This window comes from Mycobacterium sp. GA-2829 (assembly GCF_001499965.1).
In the GTDB taxonomy this organism is placed as follows: Bacteria; Actinomycetota; Actinomycetes; order Mycobacteriales; family Mycobacteriaceae; genus Mycobacterium.
In genome coordinates this window covers 152,671-164,985 of the sequence record NZ_LQIT01000003.1, presented here as the reverse complement: position 1 = coordinate 164,985, position 12,315 = coordinate 152,671, and the positions used below count along the sequence as shown (strand labels likewise).

Annotated in this window: 13 protein-coding genes; 7 read left to right on the top strand and 6 right to left on the bottom strand. The window is 68.8% G+C overall.

Annotation, left to right across the window (positions count from 1 at the left end):
- Together sepH and serC are read right to left on the bottom strand one after the other, a co-directional pair.
- Positions 1–679, bottom strand: a 679-nt coding sequence (sepH, locus tag AU194_RS03500) for a septation protein SepH (RefSeq protein ID WP_059087834.1), incomplete at its 3' end; no start/stop codon positions are given.
- Positions 680–781: 102 nt separating this feature from the next.
- Positions 782–1,894 carry a phosphoserine transaminase gene (gene serC, locus AU194_RS03495; RefSeq protein WP_059087833.1) on the bottom strand — a complete coding sequence of 371 codons (1,113 nt, stop codon included), beginning with the start codon at positions 1,892–1,894 and terminating at the stop codon, positions 782–784.
- A gap of 167 nt (positions 1,895–2,061) precedes the next feature.
- Here serC and AU194_RS03490 point away from each other — a divergent pair, with 167 nt between their 5' ends.
- Both AU194_RS03490 and AU194_RS03485 read left to right on the top strand, forming a co-directional pair.
- A complete protein-coding gene (locus AU194_RS03490) occupies positions 2,062–3,078 on the top strand; it encodes a diiron oxygenase (RefSeq protein ID WP_059087832.1) in 1,017 nt (338 codons plus the stop codon).
- A gap of 15 nt (positions 3,079–3,093) precedes the next feature.
- Positions 3,094–4,776: a 4Fe-4S binding protein gene (locus AU194_RS03485; protein WP_059087831.1), complete on the top strand. Its 1,683-nt coding sequence runs from the start codon at positions 3,094–3,096 to the stop codon at positions 4,774–4,776.
- Between the two features lie 10 nt (positions 4,777–4,786).
- Here AU194_RS03485 and AU194_RS03480 read toward each other — a convergent pair whose 3' ends face one another.
- Complete coding sequence (locus AU194_RS03480) at positions 4,787–5,566, bottom strand: DUF4239 domain-containing protein (RefSeq protein ID WP_059087830.1); 780 nt, start codon at positions 5,564–5,566, stop codon at positions 4,787–4,789.
- 175 nt (positions 5,567–5,741) lie between these two features.
- Between AU194_RS03480 and AU194_RS03475 the strand changes: the two genes are divergently transcribed.
- On the top strand, positions 5,742–5,921 hold the full coding sequence (locus tag AU194_RS03475) for a DUF2795 domain-containing protein (protein ID WP_059087849.1): 180 nt from the start codon (positions 5,742–5,744) through the stop codon (positions 5,919–5,921).
- 2 nt (positions 5,922–5,923) lie between these two features.
- Here AU194_RS03475 and AU194_RS03470 read toward each other — a convergent pair whose 3' ends face one another.
- The 3 genes from AU194_RS03470 to AU194_RS03460 all read right to left on the bottom strand — a co-directional run bounded on the left by AU194_RS03470 (position 5,924) and on the right by AU194_RS03460 (position 8,173).
- Entirely contained in the window at positions 5,924–6,373 is a 450-nt protein-coding gene (locus AU194_RS03470; protein ID WP_059087829.1) for a VOC family protein, read from the bottom strand.
- Positions 6,374–6,440: 67 nt separating this feature from the next.
- Positions 6,441–7,046: a maleylpyruvate isomerase N-terminal domain-containing protein gene (locus tag AU194_RS03465; RefSeq protein WP_059087828.1), complete on the bottom strand. Its 606-nt coding sequence runs from the start codon at positions 7,044–7,046 to the stop codon at positions 6,441–6,443.
- Complete coding sequence (locus AU194_RS03460; protein ID WP_059087827.1) at positions 7,043–8,173, bottom strand: citrate synthase 2; 1,131 nt, start codon at positions 8,171–8,173, stop codon at positions 7,043–7,045. The genes AU194_RS03465 and AU194_RS03460 overlap by 4 nt, the downstream gene beginning before the upstream one ends.
- A 60-nt stretch (positions 8,174–8,233) precedes the next feature.
- Between AU194_RS03460 and pdxH the strand changes: the two genes are divergently transcribed.
- The 4 genes from pdxH (at position 8,234) to AU194_RS03440 (ending at position 12,310) form a co-directional block, all read left to right on the top strand.
- Positions 8,234–8,896, top strand: coding sequence for a pyridoxamine 5'-phosphate oxidase (gene pdxH, locus AU194_RS03455; RefSeq protein WP_082698452.1), 663 nt, complete (start codon positions 8,234–8,236; stop codon positions 8,894–8,896).
- A complete protein-coding gene (locus AU194_RS03450) occupies positions 8,897–10,192 on the top strand; it encodes an MFS transporter (protein ID WP_059087826.1) in 1,296 nt (431 codons plus the stop codon).
- Positions 10,193–10,261: 69 nt separating this feature from the next.
- Positions 10,262–10,909, top strand: coding sequence for a TetR/AcrR family transcriptional regulator (locus tag AU194_RS03445; protein ID WP_059087825.1), 648 nt, complete (start codon positions 10,262–10,264; stop codon positions 10,907–10,909).
- A gap of 96 nt (positions 10,910–11,005) precedes the next feature.
- Positions 11,006–12,310: a citrate synthase gene (locus AU194_RS03440; protein ID WP_082698451.1), complete on the top strand. Its 1,305-nt coding sequence runs from the start codon at positions 11,006–11,008 to the stop codon at positions 12,308–12,310.
- Positions 12,311–12,315: the final 5 nt, after the last annotated feature.

Here is a 12,315-nt window from a genome sequence, read left to right as displayed (position 1 = left end):
GCGCGGGGGCGGGGGGGGGGGCGGCGGCGACCGGGGTGTCGAAGTCCAGCTGCGCGACCGGGGCGACCGGGCGCAGCGGGCGGGCGAAGTCGGGATCGATCAGCTGGTAGGCGGCCTCGTCGAAGGCGGTGACCGTACCGCCGTGCGCGCCGGGGGTGAACCGGAAGTGCGCGACGTTGTCGGAGCGGCCGGCCTTCCACGCCACCTGCACGGTCCAGCGGCCGTCCTCGTTGCGCCAGGCGTCCCAGTTCGTCGCGTCCGGATCCAGTCCGCGCCCGACCAGCGCGGTGCTGACGGTCTCGAGCAGGGTGAGCACCGAGGGACCGTCGGACAGCACGGGATGCGCGGCGGTGGCGAGTTCGGCGGCCCGCGACCGCTCCAGCAGCACCGGATGGGCGAACCGCTCGACCCGTTCGATCGGCATACCCGAGGCGTTGGCGACCTGTTCGACCGATGCGCCCGCGCGGATCTTGGCCTGGATATCCCTGGGACGCAGCACGTTGTGCACCTCGACATCGATCATCGTCTGGTCGGCCGACCGATTGAACGCGCCCCGGTCCCCGCGGGCCGCGGCACGGAACCGGTCGTCGATGCGGAGGGTGAACTTCTCACCGGAGTCGCTCTGGCAGAGGACGGTGTTGGCGTCGACGTCGAGTTCGACGACCTTGAGTTCCCGCACTGCGACCTCCTCCGGGCTCGTTCGCGTCGATCGGCGTCAGCCCGATTAGCTGGTCAGCCTACTGCGTTACCTGCCCGTGACCACGGTGACACGCGGCGTGATCTACAACCGTTCGACGACCCAGTCCACGCACTGGGTCAGCGCGCCGACGTCCTCGGGGTCGACGGCGGCGAACATCGCTACCCGCAGCTGGTTGCGGCCGAGCTTGCGGTACGGCTCGGTGTCAACGATGCCGTTGGCGCGCAACACCTTTGCGACCGCTGCGGCGTCGACGTCGTCGGAGAAGTCGATGGTGCCGACGACCTGCGAACGCAGTGCGGGGTCGGTCACGAACGGGGTGGCGTAGGCCGACGCCTCGGCCCACGAGTACAGCCGCTGCGACGAATCGGCGGTGCGCTTGACGGCCCAGTCCAGCCCGCCGTTGCCGTTGAGCCAGTCGAGCTGGTTGGCCAGCAGCACCAGCGTGCCGATCGCCGGCGTGTTGTACGTCTGGTTCTTGAGGCTGTTCTCCACCGCGATCGGCAGGGAGAGGAAGTCGGGCACCCAACGGCCGGATCCGGCGATCTGTTCGATGCGCGCCAGCGCGGCGGGGCTGACGACCGCCAGCCACAGGCCGCCGTCGCCGGCGAAGTTCTTCTGCGGTGCGAAGTAGTAGGCGTCGGCCTCGGCGATGTCGACGGGCAGACCGCCTGCGCCGGAGGTCGCGTCGATGACGACCAGCGCGTCGCCGGAGTCGGCGGGCCGCCGCACCGGCACCGCAACACCGGTCGAGGTCTCGTTGTGCGCCCACGCGATGACGTCGACCGACGGATCGGACTGCGGTTCGGGCGCGCTGCCCGCATCGGCGCTGACGATGATCGGGTCGCCGACGAACGGGTTCTTCTTCACGCACGAGGCGAACTTGTTGCTGAACTCCCCGTAGGTGAGGTGCAGCGAGCGCTGGTCGATCAGCCCGAACGCGGCGGCATCCCAGAACGCGGTGGACCCGCCGTTGCCGAGGATGACCTCGTAACCCTCGGGCACCGAGAACAGCGCCTTGACGCCGTCGCGGACCCGTCCGACGAGGTTCTTGACCGGCGCCTGCCGGTGCGAGGTGCCGAACAGGTCACCCGCGGCCGCGAGCGCGGACAGCTGTTCGGGGCGCACCTTCGACGGCCCGGACCCGAAGCGTCCGTCGCGGGGCTTGAGGTCGGCGGGAATGGTGAGTTCGGCCATGGGTCACCAGCCTAGTTCCCGGCGATTTGGGCGCGGTAATCGACGCTGAGCGCACATGAACGCGCCGAAATCGCAGCAAACCCACGGATTGATCATGGACAGGTACCCGATACCTGCGGTACTGTGTACAGCAGACCGGTGAATGTAAACCCCTACGGGAGGCTCTCATGGCTCGCACACGCACGGTCCGCCGCTGGCGCCGCAACATGGACGTTGCCGACGACAAGGCTTACGTCGACACGCTGATGACCCTCTCCGAGGGATCGGTGCGCCGTAACTTCAACCCCTACACCGACATCGAGTGGGACGACCCCGAGTTTGCTGTCTTCGACGGCGACGAGCGGTGGATCCTGCCGGGTACCGACCCGATCGGGCGTCACCCCTGGTACCGGGCGCAGCCCGTGGAACGGCAGATCGAGATCGGCCGGTGGCGGCAGGCCAACGTCGCCAAAGTCGGCCTCCAGTTCGAGATCATCCTGATCCGCGGCCTCACCAACTACGCGTTCTGGGTGCCCAACGGCTCGCCCGAGTACCGCTACTGCCTGCACGAGTCGGTCGAAGAGTGCAACCACACCATGATGTTCCAGGAGATGGTGAACCGGATCGGCGCCGACGTGCCCGGGATGCCGCGGCTGCTGCGCTGGCTCTCGCCGTTCATCCCGCTCGTCGCGGGCCCGCTGCCCATCCCGTTCTTCTTTGGGGTGCTCGCCGGAGAGGAACCGATCGACCACACCCAGAAGAACGTGCTGCGCGAGGGTAAAGATCTGCACCCGATCATGGAGCGGGTGATGGCCATCCACGTCGCCGAGGAAGCGCGCCACATCTCGTTTGCCCACGAGTACCTGCGCAAGCGGCTGCCGCGGCTGTCCCGCTGGCAGCGGCTGTGGCTGTCGGTGCACGTGCCGGTGATCATGCGGGTGCTGTGCCAGGCCATCATCGTGCCGCCGAAGGCGTTCTGGCAGGAGTTCGACATCCCGCGGTCGGTCAAGAAGGATCTGTTCTTCCGCGCGCCGGAGTCCCGTCAGTTCCTCCGCGACATGTTCGGTGACGTCCGGATGCTCTGCCACGAGACCGGGTTGATGAACCCGCTGGCAAAGCTGATGTGGCGGATCTGCCGGATCGACGGCAGGCCCAGCCGCTACCGCAGCGAACCGCACCGCCAGCATGTGGCGACGGCGGCGTAGGGAAGGCGCGCGGCCGTGCCCCATGTGATCACCCAGTCCTGCTGCAGTGACGGGTCCTGTGTCTTCGCGTGCCCGGTGAACTGCATCCACCCGACCCCGGACGAGCCGGGCTTCGCAACCGCCGAGATGCTCTACATCGACCCGGCCGCGTGCGTCGACTGCGGCGCGTGCGTGACCGCGTGTCCGGTCGGCGCGATCGCCCACGACAGCGTGCTGACCGAGACTCAGCTGCCGTTCGTCGAGCTCAACGCCGCCTTCTATCCCGAGCGGCGCCCCGGCGAGAAGGTGCCGCCCACCTCGAAACTCGCCCCGGTGCCCGACGCGCCCGTCGTCCACCGCCGCGGCGGGCCGCTGCGGGTCGCCATCGTCGGATCCGGGCCTGCGGCCATGTACGCCGCCGACGAACTGCTCACCCAGCGCGATGTGCGGGTGACGATGTTCGAGCGGCTGCCCACCCCGTACGGTCTCGTGCGGGCCGGCGTGGCGCCCGACCACCAGAGCACCAAACGGGTGACCCGGCTGTTCGACAAGGTGGTCGCGCACCCCGGGCTGCGGCTCTACCTCAACGTCGAAGTCGGCACCCACCTCACCCACGCCGACCTGCTGGCCCACCACCACGCGGTGCTCTACGCGGTCGGCGCACCGAACGACCGGCGCCTCGACGTCGACGGGTTCGGCCTGCCCGGCACGGCCACCGCGACCGAACTCGTCGCCTGGTACAACGGCCACCCCGACTTCGCGGCCATGCCGGTGGCGCTCGACCACCACCGCGCCGTTGTGATCGGCAACGGCAACGTCGCACTCGACGTCGCCCGCATCCTGACCACCGATCCGGACCGGCTCGCCGGCACTGACATCGCCGACTACGCGCTGGCTGCGCTGCGCGGCTCCCGCATCGACGAGGTGGTGATCGCCGCCCGGCGTGGACCCGCCCAGTCGGCGTTCACCCTCCCCGAACTGCTCGGGCTGACCGCCACCTGCGACGTCGTCCTCGACGCGGCCGACCACGAACTCGTCGAACGCGACCTGGCCGAGGCGACCGACCCGCTCATCCGCAACAAACTCGAGGTGCTGGCCAAGCTGCCCGACGCCGCCACCCCGATCGGCAGGCCCCGCATCCGCCTCGCCTACCGACTGACCCCGCTTCGGGTCACCGGCGTCGAGCGGGCCGACGCGGTCGAGTTCACCGTCACCGGCACCGACGAGGTGCGCCGCATCGACGCCGGTCTGGTGCTGACGTCGATCGGTTACCACGGCAGGCCCGTCGCCGGGCTCCCGTTCGACGATGCCACCGGCACGGTGCCCAACGACGTCGGCCGCGTCGTCGACCCGGCGTCCGGGCGGCCCGTCGCCGGCACCTACGTCGCGGGCTGGATCAAACGCGGCCCCACCGGGTTCATCGGCACCAACAAATCGTGCGCCGCGCAGACGGTGCACCACGTCGTCGACGACTACAACGCCGGGCTGCTCACCCCGCCCGCCGCGGGCGCCACCGAGCTGGACCGGCTGGTGCGGCGCCGCCGCCCCGACGTCGTGGGCGCCGACGGTTGGCGCGCCATCGACGCCGCGGAGATCGCCCGTGGCGGGGGAGTGCGGCCGCGGGTCAAGTTCACTTCGGTGACCGAAATGGTCGGCGTCGCGACCAACGTCTCCGCGCCGCCGATGCGTCAGCGGGTGCTTGCTGCGCTGCGCCGCTGACCCGCGACAATCACTCGGTCGCCCAGAACCGTAGAACCTGTTGGTAAGCGGTGGGGTCCACCGACAACTCGCCCACGTACGGGTGTTCGAGCGCGAAGATCAGGTAGAGCACGAACGCCAGCAGTGCCGCTGTCAGCCCGACGGCGAGGGAGTGCACGAGCGCATCCTGCGTGCCGAACAGGAACGTGAACGCCATCATCACGCCGCCGCCACCGACCAGCAGCACCCACAGCTCGCCGGGCACGTGGGCGTCACCGCTGGACACCCGCATCTTGCGGGCGGCGCCGAGGTCGTTGAGGCGGCCGATGGCGTGATCGAAGAACGCAATCTCGTTACGCGTCTGCGGCTGCACTTCCAGATAGGTCTGCCATACGTCGTAGAGTTCGTCGGACTGCTCGGGGACGTGCTCGCCGCGGTGCATCCGGGGGAACTCTTCGTCGATGACGGCCCGGGTGTAGCGGACGAGGCTGGCTTCGATCACCGACCGGGACTCGGCCGGCAACGCCTCGGAGTCGCGAAGCAGATCGGCCACCGCGGCCGCTTCCAGCCCGCTGGCATCCTCGGCTTCGGAGAACTGTTCCCACACCACCACGACCACGAAACCGACGAGGACCGCGTACAGGACCCCGCCGAGTTGGAACACCGAGCCGGATACGGCGTTGTTGTTCTCTAACCGCGTGTGCGACACCGCTTTACGGAACAGGAAAAGCCCGCCGATGGAGAGAGCTATGACACCGGCGACCCACAGCGGGACGACGATGATCGGGGGGATCTGGAGAAGCCACAGCACAGATCATCACCTCGCGTCTGGTGCCGACCGCCGCGGCGCAGTCCGGCAATTATGACCAGAAGGTCATGTCGAGGTCCGGCAAACACGCGGCTTCGGTCGATCTCCACCGCGGAGACCCGTTTCGATCGACCTTCGGTGGTCACTCTCGCCCGCGTAAGCGAGTCAAGGAGTGACCATGCCGAATCCGATCGATGTGCAGACGGCACTGTCCGGCGCCAACTACCCCTCGTCGAAGCAGGACCTGATCGAGCACGCCAAGAGCAACGGCGCCAGCCAGGAGATCCTCGACGGACTGCAGAAGCTGCCCGATGGCGAGATCAGCGGGCCCGACCAGGTGCAGAAGGCGGTGTTCTAGCCCTACTGGGCGTTCATCGCCGCCTGGATCTCCTCTGGGCTGACCTCGCGGACGGGCTGACCCATCGACCACAGGTGGCCGAACGGATCGCGCAGCATGCCGTAGCGGTCACCCCAGAACTGCTCTTCGACCGGCATCACCACGGTCGCGCCGGCGTCGACGGCGCGCTGGAACTGCCCGTCGACGTCGGTCACCTGCAGATGGATCGTGACCGGGGTGCCGCCCAGCGCCTGTGGCGTCGACGACTTGCCGTCGTTGTACTCCGGGAAGTCGTCGGCGAGCATCACCACCGAACCGTTGATCTCGACTTCGGCATGCATGAGCTTGCCGTCGGGCCCGGGGATCCGCCGCTTCTCGGTGGCGCCGAAAGCCTTGACGTAGAAGTCGATCGCCGCGGCGCCGTCGTCGACGACGAGGTGCGGCGCAAGCATTGGTGTCACATCGATTGCCATGGGGGTCTCCTCGCAGATAGGTGGACAGTCCCCATGCTGACCCTCGCCACCGACAAATGTCATCGCCTCAGACGACGGAGAATTCCGGCGGCAGCGCGGCCCGCCCGGTCAGCGCGAGCAGCACCTGCCGGCCATCCCCGGAGAGCACCGCCACGTCGGCGGCCAGTCGCACCGCCTCGGCCAGCACCTCGGGCGGCGGCGTGTAGTCGACGCCCGCGGCCCGCGCGATGTCCAGGCCGTGGACGGCCAGTTCGAAGGTCCGCGTCGGCAGGTAGGTCCGCAGCCGGATGCCGAGCCCGCCGATCACCTCGATGAGCGGATCGCCCGCTCCCTCGATGTCGGCCAGCGCCTGCGTGGCCAGTCGGGCGACCGTGGCCGCCGGATCCGCGCCGAGGTCGCGGCCGGCCTGTCGGCCGCGTTCGGCGACGGCGGCGGGGTCGATGCCCAGCGCCGTCGGCGTCACCTTCCGGTAGTAGTCCGCGGCGCTGGTGACGTCTTCCCGGGCGGCACTGGTCTGCAGGTAGGTGCTGACGGTGATCAACGACCGCGACGTGTGCCCGACGAGTGACCGCAGATCCCACTCACCCAGACCGGGACCGTCCCACGCGCCAGCGGGAATGCGGCCCACCAGATCGACGAAACTGGTTGCCGCAGAAGCGAATGCAGAGCTCACGACGCCGCTATGCGGTCCCAGCCCTCGACGGATTCGAGGCTGCGCGGTTGGGGTCCGACGTAGATCGCCGACGGCCGGACGAGCTTGCCCAGCCGCTTCTGCTCGAGGATGTGCGCACACCATCCCGCGGTCCGCGCGCACGTGAACATCGCGGGCATCATCGTGGCGGGCACGCGGGCGAAGTCGAGGATGACCGCGGCCCAGAACTCGACGTTGGTCTCGATCGCGCGGTCGGGGCGGCGCTCCCGCAGTTCGGCGAGCGCGGCCTGCTCCAGCGCGGCGGCCACCTCGTAGCGCGGGGCCTGCAGTCGTTCGGCGGTGGCGCGCAGCACCCGCGCCCGCGGATCCTCGGCGCGGTACACCCGGTGACCGAAGCCCATGAGCTTGTCCTTGCGGTCGAGGATGCCCTTGACCACGGCGCGGGCGTCGCCGGACTGTTCGACCTCCTCGATCATCGGCAACACCCGCGCGGGGGCGCCGCCGTGCAACGGACCGCTCATCGCGCCGACGGCCCCCGACAGTGCCGCGGCGACGTCGGCGCCGGTCGAGGCGATCACCCTGGCGGTGAATGTCGAGGCGTTCATTCCGTGTTCGGCCGCGGTCACCCAGTACGCGTCAATGGCCTCGACGTGCCGCGGGTCGGGGTCGCCCTGCCAGCGGGTCATGAAACGCTCTGTGACCGTGGTGCATTCGTCGATCGAGCGCTGCGGCACGGCAGGCTGGTGGATCCCGCGGCCGGACTGTGCGACGTAGGACAGCGCCATCACCGAGGCGCGGGCGAGCTGGGCGCGGGCGGTCTCGTCGTCGATGTCGAGGATCGGTTTGTATCCCCAGATCGGCGCGAGCATCGCCAGACCGGCCTGCACGTCGACGCGGACGTCACCGCTGTGGATCGGCAGCGGGAACGGTTCGGCGGGTGCCAATCCGTCGCCGAATCGGCCGTCGACCAACAGTGCCCACACGTCACCGAACGTGACGCGGCGGGCGACCAGATCCTCGATGTCCACGCCCCGATACCGCAGCGCCCCGCCGTCCTTGTCCGGTTCGGCGATCTCGGTGGTGAACGCCACCACCCCTTCGAGTCCCGCGACGAAGTCTTCCGGCACCGACGGCGACGTCTGAGTCATGGCCAGATTCTCGCACCCACGGCAAGAGCGGAACCTACCGGTCGGCGTAGCGTTGGCCCGGTGACGGAGGCCGACAACGAGCACTTGGCGAGGATGCGTGTGGAGTACGGATCGGTGGAGAAGGACGGCAGCGCCGACCTCGACGTCGACTGGTTGACCGACGGCTGGGTTGCCCTGCTGCGCAGGTGGTTAGCCGACGCCGAGGGGGCCGCGATCTCCGAGCCGAACGCGATCGTGCTCGGCACCGTCGACGCCGACGGCCGCCCCGTCACCCGGACCGTGCTGTGCAAGAGCGTCGAGGACGCGGGCATCACGTTCTTCACCAACTACGACTCGGCCAAGGGGACCGATCTGGCGGCCACGCCGTACGCGTCGGCGACCTTCCCGTGGTTCGCGCTCGGCCGTCAGGTGCACGTGCGTGGGCCGGTGGCGAAGGTGTCGGCCGAGGAGACCGCCGACTACTGGTCGAAGCGGCCGCGCGGATCGCAGCTCGGCGCGTGGGCGTCGCAGCAGTCCCGGCCGATCGCCTCGCGCGCGGCGCTGATGGACCAGCTCGCCGAGGTGACACAGCGCTTCGCCGACCAGGACACCGTTCCGGTGCCCCCGGGCTGGGGTGGGTACCGCATCACCGCCGAGGTCGTCGAGTTCTGGCAGGGCCGGGAGAACCGCGTACACAACAGGATTCGAGTGAGCGACGGCCGCATCGAGCGGCTCCAGCCGTAGGTGAGGCGGTTCTTCGCCGACACCACACCTCTGCGGACCCGGGACTTCCGCCGGCTGTGGGTGGCCGGCATCCCGACCGTCATCGGCGCCAACCTCACGATCTTCGCGGTGCCGGTGCAGCTGTACGCGCTCACCCAGAATTCCGCCTACGTGGGGCTGTCCGGGGTCTTCGCGCTGGTGCCGCTCATCGTCTTCGGGCTGTGGGGCGGTGCGCTCGCCGACGCGATGGACCGCCGGGTGCTGCTCATCATCGCCTCGTGCGGGCTGGCGGTCGCGTCGGTGCTGCTGTGGCTGCAGGCCGCGCTCGCGTTGAACAACGTCTGGGTGGTGCTCTGTCTGCTGGCCGTGCAGCAGGCCTTCTACGCGGTCAACTCGCCCACCCGGTCGGCCGCGATCCCGCGCATGGTGCCCGCCGAACAACTGCCCGCGGCGAATTCACTCAACATGACCGTCACCCAGGCCGGCGCGATCGTCGGACCGTTGCTCGCCGGGGTGATGCTGCGCTGGGTCGACCTGTCCACGCTGTACCTCATCGACGCGATCACCTGCCTGGTGCCGATCGTGGCCACCATCCGGCTGGCGCCGATCCCGGCGAGCCGTGCCGAGGCCGGCGCATCGCGCTGGGGCGTCGGCGCGGTCCTCGACGGCTTCCGGTATCTGGCGGGCAGCCAGGTCGTGCTGATGTCGTTCGTCGTCGACCTGATCGCGATGATCTTCGGGATGCCGCGGGCGCTGTTCCCACAGCTGGCGCACGAGAGTTTCGGCGGACCCGTCGCGGGCGGCACCACGATGGCGTTGCTGGCCGCGGCGATGTCGGTGGGCGCGGTGGCCGGTGGGGTGCTCTCCGGATGGCTGCCGCGAGTGCGAAGACAAGGCCTGGCGGTGGTCGGTGCCATCGTCATCTGGGGTGCGGCGATGGTCGGGTTCGGTGTCGCCTGCGGACTGGCCGGCGGGCACACCGGCGCGCTGCTGTGGATCGCGTTGGCGTTCCTGGCGATCGGCGGTGCGGCGGACATGGTCTCGGCGGCGTTCCGGTCGACGATCCTGCAGGAGGCGGCGTCCGACGACATGCGCGGCCGGCTACAGGGCGTGTTCATCGTCGTGGTGGCCGGAGGTCCGCGCGTGGCCGACGCGCTGCACGGCGCCGCGGCGGCCGCGGTCGGGACCACGGTCGCGGCGGCTGGGGGCGGCGGGCTGGTGGTGGCCGGTGTGCTCATCGCCGCCGTGCTCGCACCGGCGTTCGTGCGTTATCGCGTGGCACCCGTGCCGAATTCGCCGGAGCCCGACAAAGTGTAGGAACCGGCGATTTGCCCGAGATGTCAAGATCATCGGTTTTTTCCCGCGTGTCGGACTAGCATCCGGGGGGTGGCTGACATCGACGGCGCACCGGTCCTCGGGCTGCGTGAACGCAAGAAGCTGCGCACCAGGACAACCCTCATCAACGCCGCGGTCGAGCTGTGCGATCGGCAGGGTTTCGAGAACACGACCGTCGACCAGATCGCCGCCGTCGCCGAGGTCTCACCGCGCACGTTCAGCCGCTACTTCGCGACCAAGGAAGCCGTCGTGCTGGCCGTCATCGACGACATCATCGAAATCGTCGCCGACGAACTGCGCAGACAACCGGAGAACATCAGCCACCTCGAGGCGATCTTCCGCAGCCACGTCGGCGCGTTCAACGCCACCAGGTCGGCGCCGCCGAAAGGGATGACCGCGGATCGGCTGATCGCCTCGGCACGCATCCTGACGTCGTCGCAGACGCTCATGCACGCCTCGACCCGGTTCCGGCGCGATGCGGTCAACGCCGCACTCGTCGAGCGCATGGGCACCGCGCCCGACGATCCGCGGCTGCAGATGGTGGCGGCGGTGTGGGGCGCGATCATCACGATCGCGCTGTCCGATCTGGGCACGCACATCGACTGGGACACCATCACCGTCGACTCGATCGTGGCGCGCATCGAGACGGCGTACGCCCAGTTCCGGGACGTGACGGCACTCGACGGACAGCTCGTGTGAGCAACTGCCCGCCCCCCGCAAAGCAGGCCTGTCGGGATGGGGCTACCTTTTGTAGCGAAGGGTCTGCACCTGCGGAGCGACGATGAAGGGATTCCCGTGGCCGAAAATCCGTCCAGTGCGACTGAGCACGCCAAGCTGACCTACCCCGGCGGCGAGCTCGAGCTGGATATCGTTCCGGCCACCGAGGGGTCCGACGGCATCGCGCTGGGTTCGCTGTTGGCCAAGACCGGCTACACCACGTTCGACGGCGGGTTCGTCAACACCTCCTCGACGAAGAGCGCGATCACCTACATCGACGGCGACGCGGGCATCCTGCGCTACCGCGGTTACCCGATCGAGCAGCTGGCCGAGAAGTCGACGTTCATCGAGGTGAGCTACCTGCTCATCTACGGTGAGCTGCCGACCGCCGATCAGCTCGAGGACTTCACCACCAAGATCCAGCGGCACACCCTGCTGCACGAGGACCTCAAACGGTTCTTCGACGGCTTCCCGCGCAACGCCCACCCGATGCCGGTGCTGTCGAGTGCCGTCAACGCCTTGAGCGCCTACTACCAGGATTCGCTCGACCCGCTGGACAAGAACCAGGTCGAACTGTCGACGATCCGGCTGCTGGCCAAGCTGCCGACCATCGCCGCCTACGCGTACAAGAAGTCCGAGGGACAGCCGTTCCTGTACCCGGACAACTCGCTGACCCTGGTCGAGAACTTCCTGCGGATGACGTTCGGGTTCCCCGCCGAGCCCTACGAGGTCGACCCGGAGATCGTGCGGGCGCTAGACATGCTGCTGATCCTGCACGCCGACCACGAGCAGAACTGCTCGACGTCGACGGTGCGGCTGGTCGGCTCGTCGCAGGCCAACCTGTTCACCTCGATCTCGGGCGGCATCAACGCGCTGTGGGGTCCGCTGCACGGCGGCGCCAACCAGGCGGTGCTCGAGATGCTGACGAAGATCCAGCAGTCCGACGGCGACGTCAAGGAGTTCGTCCGCAAGGTCAAGGACCGCGAGGACGGGGTGAAGCTCATGGGCTTCGGGCACCGCGTCTACAAGAACTACGATCCGCGCGCCCGAATCGTCAAGGAGCAGGCCGACAAGATCCTGGGCAAGATGGGCGTCGAGGACGAACTGCTCGACATCGCCAAGGCGCTCGAGGAGGTCGCGCTCACCGACGACTTCTTCGTCGAGCGCAAGCTCTACCCGAACGTCGACTTCTACACCGGCGTGATCTACCGGGCCATGGGCTTCCCGACGCGGATGTTCACCGTGCTGTTCGCGCTCGGCCGGCTGCCCGGCTGGATCGCGCACTGGCGGGAGATGCACTCGTCGCCGAACAAGATCGGCCGTCCGCGCCAGATCTACACCGGCTACACCGAACGCGACTACGTCGACACCGACAAGCGCTGAGCGGT